17 protein-coding genes are annotated in these 18,346 nt (G+C 74.0%); 13 read left to right on the top strand and 4 right to left on the bottom strand.

All coding sequences use genetic code 11. The features are described from left to right. Position 1: 1 nt before the first annotated feature. The 8 genes from bioD (at position 2) to EV284_RS16890 (ending at position 10,009) form a co-directional block, all read left to right on the top strand. Positions 2 to 721, top strand: coding sequence for a dethiobiotin synthase (gene bioD, locus EV284_RS16925; protein WP_130334967.1), 720 nt, complete (start codon positions 2 to 4; stop codon positions 719 to 721). Between the two features lie 134 nt (positions 722 to 855). Next, positions 856 to 1,668 carry an ABC transporter ATP-binding protein gene (locus EV284_RS16920; RefSeq protein ID WP_130334965.1) on the top strand — a complete coding sequence of 271 codons (813 nt, stop codon included), beginning with the start codon at positions 856 to 858 and terminating at the stop codon, positions 1,666 to 1,668. A 6-nt stretch (positions 1,669 to 1,674) separates the two neighbouring features. Next, positions 1,675 to 4,242 carry an FtsX-like permease family protein gene (locus EV284_RS16915; RefSeq protein WP_130334963.1) on the top strand — a complete coding sequence of 856 codons (2,568 nt, stop codon included), beginning with the start codon at positions 1,675 to 1,677 and terminating at the stop codon, positions 4,240 to 4,242. Between the two features lie 180 nt (positions 4,243 to 4,422). Beyond that, positions 4,423 to 6,114 (top strand): DEAD/DEAH box helicase, encoded by a 1,692-nt coding sequence (locus tag EV284_RS16910; protein WP_130334961.1) that lies wholly within the window; start codon positions 4,423 to 4,425, stop codon positions 6,112 to 6,114. 77 nt (positions 6,115 to 6,191) lie between these two features. Further along, complete coding sequence (locus tag EV284_RS16905; protein ID WP_130334959.1) at positions 6,192 to 6,617, top strand: GNAT family N-acetyltransferase; 426 nt, start codon at positions 6,192 to 6,194, stop codon at positions 6,615 to 6,617. A gap of 160 nt (positions 6,618 to 6,777) precedes the next feature. Continuing rightward, entirely contained in the window at positions 6,778 to 8,130 is a 1,353-nt protein-coding gene (locus EV284_RS16900; protein WP_130334957.1) for a hemolysin family protein, read from the top strand. Beyond that, positions 8,127 to 9,140 carry a hemolysin family protein gene (locus tag EV284_RS16895; RefSeq protein ID WP_130334955.1) on the top strand — a complete coding sequence of 338 codons (1,014 nt, stop codon included), beginning with the start codon at positions 8,127 to 8,129 and terminating at the stop codon, positions 9,138 to 9,140. The genes EV284_RS16900 and EV284_RS16895 overlap by 4 nt, the downstream gene beginning before the upstream one ends. 68 nt (positions 9,141 to 9,208) lie before the next feature. Beyond that, on the top strand, positions 9,209 to 10,009 hold the full coding sequence (locus tag EV284_RS16890) for an SGNH/GDSL hydrolase family protein (protein WP_130334953.1): 801 nt from the start codon (positions 9,209 to 9,211) through the stop codon (positions 10,007 to 10,009). 6 nt (positions 10,010 to 10,015) lie between these two features. On the opposite strand, the gene EV284_RS16885 is transcribed toward EV284_RS16890, so the two are convergent. Then, on the bottom strand, positions 10,016 to 10,921 hold the full coding sequence (locus tag EV284_RS16885) for an NAD-dependent protein deacetylase (RefSeq protein WP_130334951.1): 906 nt from the start codon (positions 10,919 to 10,921) through the stop codon (positions 10,016 to 10,018). A 110-nt stretch (positions 10,922 to 11,031) separates the two neighbouring features. Here EV284_RS16885 and purB point away from each other — a divergent pair, with 110 nt between their 5' ends. Together purB and mug are read left to right on the top strand one after the other, a co-directional pair. Then, a complete protein-coding gene (purB, locus tag EV284_RS16880) occupies positions 11,032 to 12,474 on the top strand; it encodes an adenylosuccinate lyase (RefSeq protein ID WP_031181915.1) in 1,443 nt (480 codons plus the stop codon). A gap of 44 nt (positions 12,475 to 12,518) precedes the next feature. Then, the gene (gene mug / locus EV284_RS16875; protein ID WP_130334949.1) at positions 12,519 to 13,073 is read left to right on the top strand and encodes a G/U mismatch-specific DNA glycosylase; all 555 of its coding nucleotides are present in this window, start codon (positions 12,519 to 12,521) and stop codon (positions 13,071 to 13,073) included. Here mug and EV284_RS16870 read toward each other — a convergent pair. The 3 genes from EV284_RS16870 to EV284_RS16860 are packed head-to-tail and all read right to left on the bottom strand — an operon-like array spanning position 13,057 to position 15,124. Further along, on the bottom strand, positions 13,057 to 13,449 hold the full coding sequence (locus tag EV284_RS16870) for a hypothetical protein (RefSeq protein ID WP_130334947.1): 393 nt from the start codon (positions 13,447 to 13,449) through the stop codon (positions 13,057 to 13,059). The genes mug and EV284_RS16870 overlap by 17 nt on opposite strands. A 41-nt stretch (positions 13,450 to 13,490) precedes the next feature. Beyond that, on the bottom strand, positions 13,491 to 14,201 hold the full coding sequence (locus tag EV284_RS16865; RefSeq protein ID WP_130334945.1) for an ABC transporter permease subunit: 711 nt from the start codon (positions 14,199 to 14,201) through the stop codon (positions 13,491 to 13,493). A 2-nt stretch (positions 14,202 to 14,203) separates the two neighbouring features. Beyond that, positions 14,204 to 15,124, bottom strand: coding sequence for an ATP-binding cassette domain-containing protein (locus EV284_RS16860; RefSeq protein WP_130334943.1), 921 nt, complete (start codon positions 15,122 to 15,124; stop codon positions 14,204 to 14,206). Between the two features lie 107 nt (positions 15,125 to 15,231). Between EV284_RS16860 and EV284_RS16855 the strand changes: the two genes are divergently transcribed. The 3 genes from EV284_RS16855 to EV284_RS16845 all read left to right on the top strand — a co-directional run bounded on the left by EV284_RS16855 (position 15,232) and on the right by EV284_RS16845 (position 18,274). Then, positions 15,232 to 16,377 (top strand): histidine kinase, encoded by a 1,146-nt coding sequence (locus EV284_RS16855; RefSeq protein WP_130334941.1) that lies wholly within the window; start codon positions 15,232 to 15,234, stop codon positions 16,375 to 16,377. 14 nt (positions 16,378 to 16,391) lie between these two features. Continuing rightward, positions 16,392 to 17,045, top strand: coding sequence for a response regulator transcription factor (locus EV284_RS16850; protein ID WP_130334939.1), 654 nt, complete (start codon positions 16,392 to 16,394; stop codon positions 17,043 to 17,045). Positions 17,046 to 17,122: 77 nt separating this feature from the next. Then, a complete protein-coding gene (locus EV284_RS16845) occupies positions 17,123 to 18,274 on the top strand; it encodes an ROK family transcriptional regulator (protein WP_130334937.1) in 1,152 nt (383 codons plus the stop codon). Positions 18,275 to 18,346: the final 72 nt, after the last annotated feature.

The raw sequence follows: 18,346 nt of genomic DNA, 5'->3' as shown, positions 1-18,346 counted from the left end.
CATGCCGGTACTGATGATCACGGGCACGGGCACGGAGATCGGCAAGACGATGGTGACGGCCGCCGTGGCGGCCGCCGCCCTCGCGGCCGGCCGCTCGGTGGCCGTCCTGAAGCCCGCGCAGACGGGCGTGCGGCCGGACGAGCGAGGTGACGCCGACGAGGCGGCCCGTCTCGCGGGGCCGGTCACGTCCCGTGAACTGGCCCGCTATCCGGACCCGTTGGCCCCCGCCACGGCCGCCCGCCGCTCCGGCCTCCCCCCGGTCCGCCCCCAGGACGTGGCGGAGGCCGCCGCCAAGCTCGCCACCGACCACGACCTGGTCCTGGTGGAGGGCGCCGGCGGCCTGCTGGTCCGCTTCGACCCCTCGGGCGGCACCCTGGCCGACGCCGCGTCCCTCTTGAACGCCCCGGTCCTCCTGGTGGCCCCGGCCGGCCTGGGCACGCTGAACACGACGGAACTGACGGCCCGCGAACTGAAGCGCCGCGAACTGGAGTTGACCGGCGTGGTGATCGGCTCCTGGCCCAGTGACCCGGACCTCGCCACCCGCTGCAACGTCACCGACCTCCCCGAGGTCGCCGGAGCCCCTCTCCTCGGCGCCCTTCCCCCGGGCGCGGGCAGCCTGCCCCCGGCGGACTTCCGCCACCGGGCGCCGGCCTGGCTGTCCCCCCGCCTGTGGGGGACGTGGGACGCGGACGGGTTCCGGGAACGGGAGGGGACGGCGTAGGAACGTACGGATTCCTCCCCTCCTGCATCCGCCGCTCCACCGATTGCCGAACACCGTTTCAGGTGTGGTTCGGATCACACTAGGCTCGGGCCCTGGCCGTTGAGTCGGGATGTCGAGGCGATGGGGAGTGCATCTTGTTCACATCTGCTGCTCAGGACGCGCCGGGCGCGGTGCCGGGCCGGGAGACGGTGGCGCGGGCGCGGGGGCTGACCAAGGCGTACGGCACCGGGGAGACGGCCGTGGTCGCCCTGGACTCGGTGGACGTGGACATCGCGCGCGGGCGGTTCACCGCCGTGATGGGGCCCTCCGGTTCGGGGAAGTCGACGCTGATGCACTGCCTGGCCGGGCTGGACACGGTCTCGGCCGGGCAGGTGTGGCTCGGGGAGACCGAGATCACGGGGCTGAAGGACGGCGAACTGACCAGGCTGCGCCGGGACCGGATCGGGTTCGTCTTCCAGTCGTTCAACCTGATCCCCACCCTGACGGCGGCGGAGAACATCACCCTGCCGATGGACATCGCGGGTCGCAGGCCCGAGCCCGGCTGGGTGGACCAGGTGATCGACAGCCTGGGGCTGCGGGACCGCCTCGGGCACCGCCCGGCCCAGTTGTCCGGCGGTCAGCAGCAGCGCGTCGCGTGTGCGCGGGCGCTGGCCTCGCGGCCGGAGCTGATCTTCGCGGACGAGCCCACCGGCAACCTGGACTCCCGCTCGGGTCTGGAGGTGCTGGGCTTCCTGCGCGGCGCGGTGGACGACCTCGGGCAGAGCGTGGTCATGGTGACCCACGACCCGGGCGCCGCCGCCCACTCCGACCTGGTGCTCTTCCTGGGCGACGGCCGGATCGTGGACCGTATGGAGCGGCCCACGGCGGACACCGTGCTGGAGCGGATGAAGGCGTTCGACGTGGTCCGGGGCCGGCTCGGCGACGACGCCGTGGCACGGGAGGACTGAACCGCCGTGCTCAAGGCGACCCTGCGGAGTTTTCTCGCGCACAAGGGGCGGCTGGCGCTCTCCGCGCTGGCCGTCGTGCTGTCCGTGGCCTTCGTGTCGGGAAGCCTGATCTTCTCCGACACGGTGACCCGCACCTTCGACCGGCTGTTCGCCTCCACGGCGGCGGACGTGACGGTCGGCCCGAAGCAGGACCTCCGCTCCCCGGTGCCGGGCGGCGCGACGCAGACGGTGCCCGCCGGTCTCGCCGGCCGGGTGGCGAAGGTCCCCGGTGTCGCCTCGGCGCACGCCGACGTGTCGGTGCAGAACGTCACGGTGATCGACAGCCGCGACCGGTCCGTCGGCCCGACCACCGGCGCCCCGACGATCGCCACCTCCTGGCACCTGACCGACCGCAGCCCGGTGGAGCTGACCTCGGGTCACGCCCCGCGCGGCGCGGACCAGGCGCTGCTGGACGCGGACACCGCGGACAAGAAGCACGTCGGCATCGGCGACACGCTGACCGTGCAGGCCCAGCCGGGCACGTTCCGGGTACGGGTCGTGGGCATCGCCACCTTCCGCACCACCAACCCCGGCGCCGCGCTGGTCTTCCTGGACCAGGCCACGGCCGGGAAGCAGCTGCTGGGCTCGGCGGCCAAGGCCACCTCCATCTCGGTGGAGGCGGCACCGGGCGTCACCGACCCGGAGCTGAAGAACCGGGTCGCCGCCGTGATCGGCGGCGGTGGCTACGAGCTGCGGACCGCCGCCGAACAGGCCAAGTCGGCGGCGGCGAACCTCGGCGGGTTCCTCGACGTGATCAAGTACGTGATGCTGGGCTTCGCCGGTATCGCGGTGCTCGTCGGCATCTTCCTGATCGTCAACACCTTCTCCATGCTGATCGCCCAGCGCACCCGTGAACTCGGCCTGTTGCGGGCGCTGGGCGCGGACCGGCGTCAGGTGCGGCGCTCGGTGCTGCTGGAGGCGCTGCTGCTCGGCGTGGTGGGCTCCACGCTGGGCCTCGCGGCCGGGATCGGCATGGCGTACGGGCTGATCCGGCTGATGAGCCTGTTCGGGATGAACCTGAAGGCCACCGAGATGGCGATCGGCTGGGGCACGCCGGTGGCGGCGTACGTGGTCGGGGTGGGCGTCACCTTCGTCGCCGCGTACCTCCCCGCACGGCGGGCGGCGACGGTGTCGCCGATGGCGGCGCTGTCGGACGCGGAGATCGCCGGGGTGGACAAGCCGCTGACCGGCCGGGCCGTGGCGGGTCTGGTCATGGGCGTGGCCGGGGCGGCGGCGCTGGCCGGGTGCGTGGCGGCGACGAAGGCGGCTCCGGCGGCCGCACTGCTCGGGCTGGGCGTCGTGCTGACGCTGATCGCCATGGTGATCGCCGGGCCGCTGCTGGTGCGGCCGGTGATCCGGGTGCTGGGCGGCGCCTTCCCCGCGCTGTTCGGTTCGGTGGGCCGGATGAGCCAGCGCAACGCGCTGCGCAACCCGCGCCGTACGGGTGCCACGGCGGCGGCGCTCATGGTGGGCCTCGCGCTGGTCGGCGGGATGTCGGTGGCGAGCGCCTCGATGTCGGCCTCGTTCGACTGGCAGATCGACCGCACTTTGGGCGCGGACTTCATCGTGCAGAGCGCCAACTTCACCCCGTTCAACGCCGACGTGCGGCGCACGGTGCAAGGGACGGAGGGCGTCGGGCTGGTCGTACCGCAGCGGATCACGCCGCTCGCGGTGCGGATGCCGGACGGCAGACGGGTGCGGACGACCGCCTCCGCCTACGGTCCGCGCCTCGACGACGTCGTGCACCTCACCTACGCGAGCGGCGGCACCGGGGCCGCCCTGGCGGACGGACGGCTCGCGATGGACGCCAAGTTCGCCCAGGGTCACGGGGCGCGGCTGGGTAGCACGCTGCCCGTGGAGTTCCCCGGCGGCAAGGTGGCCCGGCTGACGGTCGGCGCGCTCACCAACCTGGAGTCGCCGGAGGGCTTCGGCACGCAGGGCGGCATCTTCATGGGCCTCGCCACGGTGGACAAGTACGTCCCCGGCGGCCAGGACTCGGTGCTCTACGTCAACGCCGCGCCCGGCACGGACGCGGCCGGCCTGCGGGCGGCCCTGACATCGGCGCTGAAGCCGTATCCGCAGCTCCAGGTCCGTGACCAGGCCGACTACAAGAAGCTGGTGCACGACCAGATCTCGGTGCTGCTGTACCTGGTGTACGCGCTGCTCGGGCTGGCGATCGTCATCGCGGTGCTCGGTGTGGTCAACACCCTGGCCCTGTCGGTGGTGGAGCGCACCCGCGAGATCGGGCTGCTGCGGGCGATCGGGCTGAGCCGGCGGCAGTTGCGCCGGATGATCCGGCTGGAGTCGGTGGTGATCGCGGTGTTCGGCGCGGTCCTCGGGCTCGCGCTGGGGCTCGTGTGGGGCGTGTGCGGTCAGCAGGTGCTGGCGCTGCGCGGCATGAAGGAGCTCCAGGTGCCCTGGGGCACCCTCGTCGCCGTGATGATCGCTTCGGCGGTGGTGGGCGTGGTGGCGGCCCTGTTCCCGGCGCTGCGGGCGTCGCGGATGAACGTACTGGCCGCCATCGCCCACGAGTGAGGGCGGCGGTCAGGTGGCGGGTTTCTCCCCGGCACGGCACGGTATAGATGGTCCGTACCGCGTGAACTGCAAGGGGGCGCGTCCCGGCGCGGACTTCGGGCTCGCTCGCGGGCCCGCGCGTCTTCGAGGCCCGGCCGGCCACCCAGATACCGCGTCCCCCAGCCGGAAAAGGGATGCGCCATGACGACCAACACCAGCGACGGGCAGGTCGGCTTCGCCGATCTCGCCCTGGCCCCCGAGATCCAGCGGGCGCTGACCGCGCTCGGCTACGAGGAGCCCACCCCGATCCAGCAGGAGGCCATCCCGCCCCTGCTGGAGGGCAACGACCTGCTGGGGCAGGCGGCCACCGGCACCGGCAAGACCGCCGCGTTCGCGCTGCCGGTGATCCAGCGCATCGCCACCGAGGGCAAGGGCAAGGGGCCCCGCGCCCTGGTGCTGGTGCCGACCCGCGAGCTGGCCATCCAAGTGTCGGAGGCCGTGCACCGCTACGGCACCGACCTCGGCGTCCGTGTGCTGCCGGTCTACGGCGGCCAGCCCATCGGCCGCCAGCTCCGCGAACTCCAGCGCGGGGTGGACGTGGTGGTGGCGACGCCGGGCCGCGCGCTGGACCACATCGCGCGCGGCACGCTGCCCCTCGGCGGCCTGCGCACGGTCGTGCTGGACGAGGCCGACGAGATGCTGGACATGGGGTTCGCGGAGGACATCGACTCGATCCTGGAGAACGTCCCGCAGGAGCGGCAGACGGTGCTGTTCTCGGCGACGATGCCCGCGCGGATCGACTCCATGGCGCGCAAGCACCTCAACGACCCGGTGCGGGTGCGCATCGAGCGGGAGGCCCCGGCGCCGGGTGAGGCGCCGCGCGTCCGGGAGTCGGCGTACATCGTGGGGCGGGCGCAGAAGGCGGCCGCGCTGGGGCGGCTGCTGGACGTGGAGTCCCCGGAGGCGGCGATCGTGTTCTGCCGCACCCGTGACCAGGTCGACCAGCTCTCCGAGACCCTCAACGGCCGCGGCTACCGCGCCGAGGCGCTGCACGGCGGGCTGAGCCAGGAGCAGCGGGACCGGGTGATGGGCAGGCTGCGCGGCGGCACGGCGGACCTGCTGGTCGCCACCGACGTCGCGGCGCGCGGCATCGACGTCGAGCACCTCACACATGTGATCAATTACGACGTGCCCTCGGCGCCGGAGTCGTACGTGCACCGCATCGGCCGGGTCGGGCGCGCGGGCCGCGAGGGCGTGGCGATCACGCTCGCGGAGCCCCGCGAGTCCCGGATGCTGAAGGCGATCGAGCGGGCGACCGGCCGCAAGGTCCCGCTGGAGAAGGTGCCCTCGGTGGCGGACCTGCGGGCCAGGCGGCTGGAGCTGACGCGGGCCGCGCTGCACGAGAGCCTGCTGGAGGACGAGGACCTGGACCGGTTCCGGGTGGTGGTGGAGACGCTCGGGGACGAGTTCGACGTGATGGACGTGGCGCTGGCGGCGGTGAAGCTGGCCCACGAGTCGGGCGGCGCGGCCTTCGACGAGGAGGAGATCCCGGAACTGGCGCCCAGGGACCGCGACCGCGGCGACCGGGGCCGGGGCGGCGACCGCGACCGGGGCCAGCGCGGACGGCCGCGCGGCCGGACCTCGCCGGGCATGACCCGCCTGTTCGTCGGCGCCGGACGCAGCGCGGGCGTACGGCCGCAGGACCTCGTCGGCGCCATCGCCGGCGAGACCCGCCTGAGCGGCCGGGACATCGGCGCCATCGAGATCGCGGACCGCTTCTCCCTGGTGGAGGTCCCCGAGGAGGCGGCGGACGACGTGGTACGCGCCATGCGCGGCGCCAACGTCAAGGGCCGCAAGGCCCAGGTGCGCCGGGAGCGGGAACAGTCCCGCTGAGGGGGAGTCCGGCCGCCGGGTCTCGCATGCCGGAAACTCCCTGGCCCGGCGGTCGGACGCTCTGCTTGGCTCGGATCATGAGCGATCCGAGCATCCGTCACGCCCTGCCCGCCGACATCGACGCCGTCCTGGCGTTCTGGAGCGTGGCCGCCGAGGGGACGAGCGTCAGCGACGACCACGCCGGCGTGGCCCGGCTGATCGACCGGGACCCGGAGGCCCTGCTCCTGGCGGAGCTGGACGGAGTGCTGGCCGGCACGGTCATCGCGGGCTTCGACGGCTGGCGGTGCTCGGTCTACCGCCTCGCCGTGCACCCCGGCCACCGCCGCCAGGGCATCTCGCGGGCGCTGCTCGCCGCGGCCGAGGAACGGTTCGCCGCGCTCGGCGGGCGCCGGGTGGACGCGATGGTGCTGGTGCGCAACGAGAGGGCGCACCATGCCTGGAGCGCGGCGGGGTACAGGCCGCAGGAGAACTGGCGTCGCTGGGTCAAGCCGCTGACCGGGTGAACCCGTCGAGGCCGCTTTGCCGATCCTTTACCATTGAGGCAGTACCTCGGCACTCGATGAAAGGTTGTGAGCGTCCACCCATGGGCGACCCTTCCGGTCCGCGTCACCGACATCGCGCGGTCCTCCCCGTCCTGACCGATCCTGGGACGGAGGTGACCCGATGACCGAAGTGCTCCTCCTGCTGGTGGCGATCCTGTTGTCACTCGCCTGCGGCGTCTTCGTGGCCGCCGAGTTCTCGCTGACCACGGTCGAGCGGGGCGAGCTGGAGCGGGCCGCGGCGAACGGTGAGACAGGCGCCCAGGGCGCGCTGAAGGCCGCGCGTCAGCTCACCTTCCAGCTCTCCGGCGCACAGCTCGGCATCACCGTGACCAACCTGGTCGTCGGCATGCTGGCCGAGCCGTCCATCGCGGCGCTGCTCTCCGGGCCGTTCCGGGCGATGGGCCTCTCCGAGGCGTCGGCCCGCACGGCCGCGCTGGTACTGGGCACCGCCCTGTCGACGGTGTTCCTGATGGTCGTCGGCGAGCTGGTGCCGAAGAACTGGGCGATCTCCTCGCCGCTGGCCGTGGCCAAGCGGGTGGGCACCCCGCAGCGCTGGTTCAGCCTGGCCTTCCGCCCCTTCATCACCCACCTCAACAACACCGCCAACCGGGTCGTACGCCGCTTCGGCCTGGAGCCCGCCGAGGAACTGGCCTCCGCGCGCGGCCCGCAGGAACTGGTGGCGCTCGCCCGGCACTCCGCCAAGGCGGGCGCGCTGGAGCCGGACACCGCCGAACTGTTCGTGCGCACCCTGAACCTGGCGGACCTGTCGGCGGAGAACGTGATGACCCCCAGGGTCCAGGTCGTCGCCCTCGACACCCTGGCCACCTGCGAGGACGTGGCGAACGCGACGCGGGCCACCGGCCTGTCCCGCTTCCCGGTCTACCAGGGCAACCTGGACTCGGTCGTCGGCGTCGCCCACATCAAGGACGTGGTGGCGCTGCCCGCGGAGGACCGGCCGATCCGCTCGGTCACCCAGATCATGCGCGAACCCCTGCTGGTCCCGGAGTCCCTGACCGTGGACCGGCTGCTGGACCGGCTCTCCGGCAAGCGCACCATGGCCGTCGTCATAGACGAGTACGGGGGCACGGCGGGCGTGGCCACGCTGGAGGACATCGTGGAGGAGGTCGTCGGCGAGGTCCGCGACGAGCACGACCCGCACGAGACCCCCGACCTGGCCCCGGCCGGCACCGACGACCAGGGCCGCGCCCTGTACTCGGCGGACGGCGCGGCCCGCACCGACCAACTGGCGCGGGTGGGCCTGAGGGTGCCCGACGGCCCGTACGAGACGCTCGCCGGGCTGATCGCCACCGAGCTGGGCCGTATCCCGGAGGCCGGCGACAGCGTGCACGTCGACGGCTGGCGCCTCGACGTCGTGGACGCCTCCGGGCACCGGGCCGCGCGGGTGCTGCTGCACGCGCCGGTGAAGGAATCGGACGGCACGCACGCCGACAAGTCGACGGGGAGGGCGCGATGACCGCCGTACAGATCCTGATCGGTCTGGCGACCCTGGTCGTCAACGCCTTCTTCGTGGGCGCCGAGTTCGCGCTGATCTCGGTGCGCCGCTCACAGGTGGAGCCGCTGGCCGTGGAGGGCGACAAGCGGGCCCGGCGGGTGCTGTGGGGGCTGGAGCACGTGTCGGCGCTGCTGGCGGCCGCGCAGCTCGGCATCACCCTGTGCACGCTGGTCCTCGGTGTCGTCGCGGAGCCGGCCATCGCGCATCTGCTGGAGCCGGTGTTCGACGCGGTCGGGGTGGCGCCGGGGGCCGGGCACGCGGTGTCGTTCGTGATCGCGCTGACCCTGGCCACCTATCTGCACATGCTGCTGGGCGAGATGGTGCCGAAGAACGTCGCGCTGGCCGAGCCGGTGCGCACCGCGCTGCTGCTCGGTCCGCCGCTGGTGGCGCTGGCCCGTGCGCTGCGGCCGGTGATCTTCGCCATCAACGCCTTCGCCAACGGCCTGCTGAAGCTGCTGCGGGTGGAGGCCAAGGACGAGGTGTCCGCGACCTTCACCGACACCCAGCTGGCCGAGATCGTCAAGGACGCCACCGAGGCGGGCCTGATCGACGACCGGGCGCAGGAGCGGCTGCGCGACGCGCTGGAGCTCGGCAGCCGCCCGGTCCGGGACGTGGTGGTGCCGCTGGAGCGGGTGGTCTACACGAGCGTCGGGGTCACCCCGGAGCAGTTGGAGCGGCTGTCGGCGGAGTCGGGGTTCTCCCGGTTCCCGGTGGTCGACGTGGGGCGCCGGATCGTGGGCTACCTGCATGTGAAGGACGCGCTGGACGCCTCGCCGCGCGACGTGCCGTTCCGGCTGCGCGACATGCGGCCGATCGCGCGGGTGCGGGAGTCGTCCCCACTGGACGACGTGCTCACCGCGATGCGCGGCAGCCGTACGCATGTGGCGGCGGTGACCGGCGCGGACGGCAAGCTGGCCGGGCTGGTGACCATGGAGGACGTGCTGCGCGAGCTGTTCGGGCAGCCCGCCTGAGCGGTGCCGGGGGCGGGGACGGGGGGACCGACCGACGGGTATGGCGCCGGGATACCATCTCTTTCGCCATGCAGACGAATCCCACACCTCCCGCGTACACCAGCCTCGTCGCCGTCGGCGACTCCTTCACCGAGGGCATGTCGGACCTGCTGCCCGACGGCTCCTACCGGGGCTGGGCGGACCTCCTGGCGGCCCGGATGGCCGCCCGCACGCCCGGCTTCCGGTACGCCAACCTGGCGGTACGCGGCAAGCTGATCCAGCAGATCGTGGACGAGCAGGTACCGCTCGCGGCCGCGATGCGCCCCGACGTGATCACCCTGGTCGGCGGGCTCAACGACACCCTGCGCCCCAAGTGCGACATGGTCCGGGTGCGGGACCTGCTGACCGAGGCCGTGGAGGGGCTGGCGCCGAACTGCGAGCGGCTGGTGCTGATGCGCAGCCCCGGCCGCCAGGGCCCGGTGCTGGACCGGTTCCGGCCGCGCATGGAGGAGCTGTTCGCCTGCGTGGACGAGCTGGCCGCCAAGCACGACGCGGTGGTGGTCGACCTGTACGGGGCGCCCTCGCTGGGCGATCCGCGCCTGTGGGACGTGGACCGGCTGCACCTCACCCACGAGGGGCACCGCCGGGTGGCCGAGGCGGTCTGGCAGACGCTCGGCCACGACGCCGAGGACGCGGAGTGGCACACCCCCATGGCGGCCACCCCGCCCCCCGGCTGGGGGGCCCGCCGGGTCGCGGACGTCCGCTTCACCCGCCAGTACCTGCTCCCCTGGATAGCCCGCCGCCTCACCGGCCGCTCCTCCGGCGACGGCCTCCCGGCCAAGCGCCCGGACCTGCTCCCCTACGAGCTCACGCACGAGGACCGGGCGTAGCACCGGTCACCCGACGCGGGAGTCGGCACCCTCCGGGGACACCCCGAGCCGGCCGGCGACGGCGGTGAGCGCCGGGCCCAGGGGCAGGGCGACCCGCGCCTCGGCGTGGACGTCACCCCGGGTGGGGGCCAGGTTGACGACGAGGACCGGCTTGCCGGCCTCGGCCGCCTGGCGGACGAAGCGGAGGCCGGACATCACCGTCAGCGAGGAGCCCAGGACCAGCAGCGTGGCCGCCTCGCGGACCAGGGCGCGGCAGTGCGCGACCCGGGCGGGCGGGACGGCCTCGCCGAAGAAGACCACGTCCGGCTTGAGGATGCCGCCGCAGACCGCGCAGGGCACCACGCGGAAGTCCCCGACCTGGTCGTCGGTGAGGTCGGCGTCGCCGTCCGGGTTGATGCCGGCGGCCACCGGGTCGAAACCCGGATTCGCCTCCTCCAGGCGCTCGGCGAGTACGCGGCGGGCGCTGACGTCGCCGCAGGAGAGGCAGACGACCCGGTCGAGGCTGCCGTGGAGTTCCACGACGTCCTCGCTCCCGGCCGCCTGGTGCAGGCCGTCGACGTTCTGGGTGATCACGCCGGAGAGCATGCCGTGCCGCCCGAACGCGGCCACCGCCCGGTGCCCCGCGTTGGGCCGGGCGCGGCCGAAGGTGCGCCAGCCGAGGTGGCTGCGGGCCCAGTACCGGCGCCGGGCCTGGGCCGCGGCGGTGAAGTCCTGGTAGGTCATCGGGGTGTGCCGGCTCAGGCTGCCGCCCTCGCCCCGGTAGTCGGGGATGCCGGACTCGGTGGAGATGCCCGCCCCGCTGAGTACGAGCACCCCGCCCGCGCTCAGCGCCTCGGCGACCGGCTCCGGGTCGGTGATGGCCGGCGGCAGATCTCCGCTCGGGGTCCAGCTCAACGTAGGACGCATGCGCATACTGCAAGAGTAGGGAATCCGCCCTCCGTGCCCGCTCGGCGCCCCTTGTAGCTTCCTCTGAGTCACCCCACGGCGCTGGCCTGCACGAATCGCCAGTACAATCCGTACACGTGACTTCAGCGCCCGCCAAGCCCCGCATCCCCAACGTCCTCGCCGGACGGTACGCCTCCGCCGAGCTCGCCACGCTCTGGTCCCCCGAGCAGAAGGTGAGGCTGGAGCGGCAGCTCTGGCTCGCCGTGCTGCGCGCCCAGAAGGACCTGGGCATCGAGGTGCCGGACGAGGCGATCGCCGACTACGAGCGCGTCCTGGACACCGTGGACCTGGCCTCCATCGCCGAACGCGAGAAGGTCACCCGGCACGACGTGAAGGCGCGGATCGAGGAGTTCAACGACCTCGCCGGGCACGAACACGTCCACAAGGGCATGACCTCGCGCGACCTCACCGAGAACGTCGAGCAGCTCCAGATCCGGCTCTCCCTGGAGCTGGTCCGCGACCGCACGGTCGCCGTGCTGGCCCGCCTCGGCAGGTTGTCCGGCGAGTACGCCGAGCTGGTCATGGCCGGGCGCTCGCACAACGTGGCCGCGCAGGCCACCACCCTGGGCAAGCGCTTCGCCACCGCCGCCGACGAGCTGCTGGTGGCCTACGGCCGGGTGGACGAACTGCTCGGCCGCTACCCGCTGCGCGGCATCAAGGGCCCGGTCGGCACCGCGCAGGACATGCTGGACCTGCTGGGCGGGGACGCGGCCAAGCTGGCCGAACTGGAGCAGCGCATCGCCCACCACCTGGGCTTCGGCCAGGCGTTCACCTCGGTCGGGCAGGTCTATCCGCGCTCGCTGGACTACGAGGTCGTCACCGCGCTGGTGCAGCTGGCGGCGGCGCCCTCCTCGCTGGCCAAGACGGTCCGGCTGATGGCCGGGCACGAGCTGGTCACCGAGGGCTTCAAGCCGGGCCAGGTCGGCTCGTCCGCGATGCCGCACAAGATGAACACCCGCTCCTGCGAGCGCGTCAACGGCCTGATGGTGATCCTGCGCGGCTACGCCTCGATGACCGGCGAACTGGCGGGCGACCAGTGGAACGAGGGCGACGTGTCCTGCTCGGTGGTGCGCCGGGTCGCGCTGCCGGACGCGTTCTTCGCGCTGGACGGCCTGCTGGAGACGTTCCTGACCGTGCTGGACGAGTTCGGCGCCTTCCCGGCCGTCGTCGCCCGTGAGCTGGACCGCTACCTGCCGTTCCTCGCCACCACCAAGGTGCTGATGGGCGCGGTGCGCGCGGGCGTGGGCCGCGAGGTCGCGCACGAGGCGATCAAGGAGAACGCGGTGGCCACCGCCCTCGCCATGCGCGAGCAGGGCGCCGAGCGCAACGACCTGCTGGACAAGCTGGCCGCCGACGACCGGCTGCCGCTGGACCGCGAGCAGCTGGCCGCGCTGATGGCCGACAAGCTGTCCTTCACCGGTGCGGCCGCCGACCAGGTCGGTGTGGTCGTGGGCCGGATCGAGGAGATCGCCAAGCAGCGTCCGGAGGCGGCCGGTTACACGCCCGGAGCGATCCTCTGAGCCCCCTGACCCAGGCGGAACTGGAGGCCGCCCGCGACCGTCTCGTGCCCGACGTGATCGCGGACGGCCTCCATGTCCTGTTCTGCGGCATCAACCCGGGCCTGATGTCGGCGGCCACCGGCCACCACTTCGCCCGTCCCGGCAACCGCTTCTGGCCGGTGCTGCACCGCTCCGGCTTCACCCCCCGCCTGCTCGGGCCCGCCGAGGAGCGCGAGCTGCTCTCCTACGGCCTCGGCATCACCAACGTGGTGGCCAGGGCGTCGGCCCGCGCGGACGAGCTGTCGCCCGAGGAGTACGTCGAGGGCGGCCGGGTGCTGGCGGCCAAGGTGGAGCGGTACGCGCCCCGCTGGCTGGCCGTGGTCGGCGTGACCGCGTACCGGGCGGCCTTCGGCGACCGCAAGGCCCAAGTGGGCCCGCAGGACCGCACCTTCGGCGACACCCGCGTCTGGGTGCTGCCCAACCCGAGCGGCCTGAACGCCCACTGGACGCCGGCGGGCATGGCGGAGGAGTTCGGGCGGCTGCGCGAGGCGGCCGGGGGCCAGGGGGTGTCTCCCCGATCCACGAAGACCAGGGAGACACCCCCTAGGGCGGGGGCGTAGAGGTGACCGTGGCGAGGAGGCGTGTCCCGTCCGCCTCGTCCCGGTCGGCCACGCCGACGGCCAGCCACACGCCCTCCGCCTGCCAGACGTCGAGTTCGTCGGTGCGCAGGCAGAGGGTGGCCCAGGGTTCGGGTATCTCCTCGCCGCGGGCGAGCCGGAGGCGGAGGGTGAGCTGGCCCCAGGGGGGTGCTTCGCCCCAGCGGGCGCCGAGGTGCTGGGCTATCGCCTCGCGGAGGGCATGGCAGTCGTCCGCCGCAGCCGCTCTCGGCCCGTGGCCGGTCTCCAGTTCCACGGTGTGGTGGCCGGCCCCGCCCGCCGGGAGGTCCCGCGTGCGGAGCCGGTCGATGGCGGCGAGATGCCGTGCGACGACGTCCATGTGTTCCAGTAAAGCCGTCGCCACTGACAATTGGCGGTGTGTCAGGCGTCCCGCTGCCGCACGCACCAGGCGCCCGCGCCCAGTGCCGCCGCCACCCACAGGGCGGTCACGGCGAGCCCGGTCCAGGGGCCGAGCGGGCCCTTCGAGGTACTGTGCAGGGCGAGTTGACCCGCCCGGTCGGGCAGGAGGTCGGCGGCTCCGGAGTCCAGGTCGCCGACGACGAAGGACACGATCAGCAGGAACGGGATCAGCAGCCCCAGCGTGCCGACACCGCTGCGCAGCACGGCCGCGAGTCCCGCGGCGAGGAGCGCCATCAGCGTCAGGTACAGCGCGCAGCCGACCGCCCCGCGCAGCCCTTCGCCCCAGCCCGGCGCCGACTCCCCCCGCAGCGCCCGGCCCACGGCGAGCGTCAGCAGTCCGGTGAGCAACCCCACCGCGAGCACCGGCAGCGCGACGGCGACAGCCTTCGCGGCGAACCAGCGCGTCCGGTCCGGCACCGCCGCGAGCGTCAGCCGCAGCGCGCCGCCCCGGTACTCACCGGACACCGCCAGCGCGCCGAAGACCACGGCGGCGATCTGGCCGAGGCCGACGCCGAAGAACACCGCGTACAGCGGGTCGGAGTCGTCCGACCGGGCGGCGGTGACCGACGAGAAGGCCACGGTGGCGAGGAGCACCGCGCTCAGGGCGCCGAGCAGCGACCGCAGCGTACGGATCTTGATCCACTCGGCGTGCAGTACGGGGACGAACGGCATGGTCAGACCTCCTGCGGCTGTGCGGTGAACTCGGCCTCCTCGGCCGTGAGATCGAGGTACGCCTCTTCCAGGCCGGCTTCCTGGGTGGCGAGTTCGAGTACGGGCAGCCCCGCCTCGGCCAGGAGGCGCCCGAGGTCGTCCCCGCGCGTGTGCCGTACGGTCCAGGTGCCGTCCGCCGCCCGCTCCCCCTCGTGCCCGTGCCGGGCGAGGAGCGCGCCGAGCGCGTCGGCGTCGGTGCTGCGGACCCGGACCCGGGGGTGCACGCGGGCGTCGATGAAGTCGCGTACCGGGGTGTCGGCGAGGAGGCGGCCCCGGCCGAGGATGAGGAGGTGGTCCGCGAACACGGCGGTCTCGCCCATCAGATGGCTGGAGACCAGGACCGTACGGCCTTCCGCGGCGAGCCCGCGCAGCAGGGTGCGGACCCACACGATGCCCTCGGGGTCGAGGCCGTTGGCGGGTTCGTCGAGCAGGATCACCTCGGGGTCGCCGAGCAGGGCGGCGGCGATGCCGAGCCGCTGGCGCATGCCCAGGGAGAAGGTGCGCACCCGGCGCCGGGCCACGGAGGCGAGGCCGGTCCGCTCCAGCACGTCGCCGACGCGGGCGACGGGAAGGCGGTTGCTCACGGCGAGGGCCAGCAGGTGGTCGTGGGCGGTGCGGGAGCCGTGCGCGGCGTTCGCGTCGAGCAGGGCGCCCACCCGGCGCAGTGGGTCGCGGAGCCCGGCGTAGGGGTGACCGTCGAGGGTGGCGGTGCCGGAGGTGGGGCGGTCGAGGCCGAGGACGAGGCGCATGGTGGTGGACTTGCCCGCGCCGTTGGGGCCTAGGAAGCCGGTGACCCGGCCCGGGCGGACGGTGAGGGTCAGGTGGTCGACGGCGCGTCTGCCGCCGTACTCCTTGGTGAGGTCGCGGAGTTCGATGCTGGTCATGGCACGAGCCTCGCCGGGCGCGGGGACGCGCGCCTCCCCCGCGGGCGGGGACCCGCTCCCCCGTGCGGGGGAGGCCGCTCGCGGGGCGCGGCTGCCAGGATGGCCGCATGGTCCGCTTCCTGCGCCCGCTGCTGCGCGGGACGACGTACACGCGGCTGCTGCATCTGTGGCTGCCCATGCTGAGCGTGGCGTTCTGGATGTTCATCGACCCACGCACCCCGTGGGCTCCCGCGCTGTTCCTCGTGCCCCTCGCCCTGGTTCCGGCCGTACGGCGGGGCGAGGGCGTACAGGCGAGGCTGTTGCTGACGCCCGGCGAGGTGGAGCCGGGCATCTCCGAGGAACCCGCGCGGAGTTGGCGGGACCGGGGGCGCACGCTGCTCTGGCTGGAGCTGCGGATGCTGCTCGGCGCGGTCGCCATGTTCGCCACCGTGCGGCTGCCGGTCCTCACCGTGGAGCTGACGCAGTGCGCGTGGGGTCCGCCGCCCGCCTACCTGGACGGTCTCGCGCCGCACCGGGCCTACGCCCTGCTGGCCCCGCTCCCCCTGCTCGCGCTGTACGGCGTGGTGCTCGGACTCGGCGCGCTGACCACCCGGTGTGCGCGGTGGCTGCTGGGGCCGTCGGCGGCCGAGCGGCTGGCCGCGCTGGAGGAGCGGACCGAGCAGCTCCTCGAACGGACCCGGATCGCGCGGGAGTTGCACGACTCGATCGGGCACGCGCTGACCGTGGCCGTGGTGCAGGCGGGGGCCGCGCGGGCGGCCGGCGATCCGGAGTTCACCGGGCGGGCGCTGGCCGCCATCGAGGAGACGGGCCGGGCCGCGCTGGAGGATCTGGAACGGGTGCTCGGGGTCCTGCGGGAGGCGCGGCGGCCGGTGAGCGCCCGTCCGACGCTGGCGGACGCGGACCGCCTGCTGGAGTCGGCGCGTGCCTCGGGCGCGAAGGTGGACTTCGGGGTGACGGGCGCGGTGGATTCGCTGCCGGGCCCGGTGTCCCGCGAGGGCTACCGCATCCTCCAGGAGGCACTGACGAACGTCCTGCGGCACGCGGGCGCCGTCCCGGTACGGGTACGGGTGCGGGTCGACGGACGCGAACTCGCCCTGGAGATAAGCAATCCGCTCCCGACGGGCCTCTCCTCCGCCCGGGGCGGCCGCGGGCTGCGCGGGATACGGGAGCGGGCCGCCCTGCTCGGCGGCACCGCCCGCACGGGTCCGGAGGCGGGCGATTGGCTGGTGCGGGCCGAGCTTCCCTTGAGCTGATCTACGCTGGCCGGATGCCGGTCACCGTACTCCTCGTCGACGACGAACCCCTGGTCCGCGCCGGTCTGCGGGCCGTCCTCGGGGCGCAGAGCGACATCGAGGTGGTCGGCGAGGCGGCCGACGGGGCGGCCGTGATCCCGCTGGTGCGCTCCCTGCGCCCGGACGTGGTGGCGATGGATGTCCGGATGCCGCTGCTGGACGGCATCGAGGCGACCCGCGCGGTACTGCGCACGGTGCCCGATCCCCCGAAGATCCTGGTGATCACCACCTTCGAGGACGACGAGTACGTCTACGAGGCGCTGCGCGCGGGCGCGGACGGGTTCCTGCTGAAGCGGTCACGCCCGGAGGAGATCGTGCACGCGGTACGGCTGGTCGCGGCGGGCGACTCCCTGCTGTTCCCGGCGTCGGTACGGCAGTTGGCGGCCCGGTACGGCGCGGGCCGGGCGGACGCCGAACCGCTGGCGAAGGCGCGGCTGACCGAGCGCGAGGCGGAGGTGCTGCGGCTGATGGCGCGCGGGCTGACCAACGCGGAGATCGCCGCCGGGCTGGTCGTCGGGGCGGAGACGGTGAAGTCGCATGTGAGCGCCGTACTCGCCAAGTTGGGTGCGCGCGACCGCACCCAGGCGGTGATCGCCGCCTACGAGTCGGGCTTCGTCGCGCCCCGGTGACCGCCCGGCCCTCGCCGGGGTGGTCGGGGCCGAGTACGATCCGCCCCACACACGCCCGCGAGCTGGGAGGACGGACCGTGGGGCAGTTGACCGGTGGCGATCCCTCGCTGCTGCGGAGGATCAACTCCGCGGTGGTGCTGCGCGCGCTGCGCGACACCGACTGCGCGACGCTCACGGAGATCACCCGGGCCACCGGGCTGTCCCGGCCGACCGTCGAGGGGGTCGTGGAGGGGCTGGCCGAGGCGGGTCTGGTGGTGGAGCGGGCGGCCGAGGAGGGTACCGCCCGCCGTCAGGGCCGGCCCGCGCGCCGGTTCCGGTTCCGGGCCGAGGCGGGGCATCTGCTGGGGCTGGAGATCGGCGCGCACCGGGTGGTGGCGGTCGTCTCCGACCTGGACGGGCGGGTGCTGGGCACGCAGACCCGCGACGTCGGCGAGAAGGCCCCGGCCGACGAGCGGCTGGAGAGGCTGCGCGGCACGGTCGCCGAGTTGCTGCGCCGCACCGGCGTCCCGCGGGGCTCGCTGCGCGCGGTGGGCGTCGGCACTCCCGGCATCGTGGAGGCAGACGGAACGGTTCGCCTGGGCACCGCGCTGCCCCAGTGGACCGGGCTCCACCTGGGCGAGCGGCTCAGCCGCTCCTTCCGGTGCCCGGTGCTGGTGGAGAACGACGCCAACGTGGCCGCCGTGGCGGAGCACTGGCAGGGCGCGGCGAAGGACACCGACGACGTGGTGTTCGTGCTGGCCGGGCTGAGTCCGGGCGCGGGCTCGCTGATCGGCGGCCGGCTGCACCGGGGGCACGGCGGGGCGGCCGGGGAGATCGGCGCGCTGCATCTGCTGGGCCGGGAGGCGACCCCGGAGGCCCTGCTGTCCACCACCGACGAGCCGCTGCCGCCGCTGGACGAGCAGGCGGTCACCGAGGTCTTCGCGCTGGCGCGGGAGGGTGACGGCTCGGCGCTGGCCGCGGTGGAACGTTTCATCCAGCGGCTGGTGCACGACGTGGCCGCGCTGGTGCTGGCGCTCGACCCGGAGCTGGTGGTGGTCGGCGGCTGGGCGGCCGGCCTGGACGGGGTCCTCGACCCGCTCCGCCGGGAGCTGGCCCGCTACTGTCTGCGGCCCCCGGCCGTGGCGCTGTCCCTGCTGGGCGAGGCGGTGGTGGCCACCGGCGCGCTGCGGCTGGCGCTGGACCATGTGGAGCGGCAGCTGTTCGCGGTCGAGGGCGCCGTGGGGGCGTGAGGCGACAACGCCGCGCCCCCTCGGGGGACGCGGGGCCGGCGAGGGCGCGGCCGTCGCCAGGCGGATTCGGCG

The organism is Streptomyces sp. BK022, assembly GCF_004217355.1.
GTDB lineage: Bacteria > Actinomycetota > Actinomycetes > Streptomycetales > Streptomycetaceae > Streptomyces > Streptomyces griseoluteus.
The sequence above is the reverse complement of the archived record's forward strand: the minus strand, read 5'-3'. Positions and strand labels throughout refer to the sequence as shown.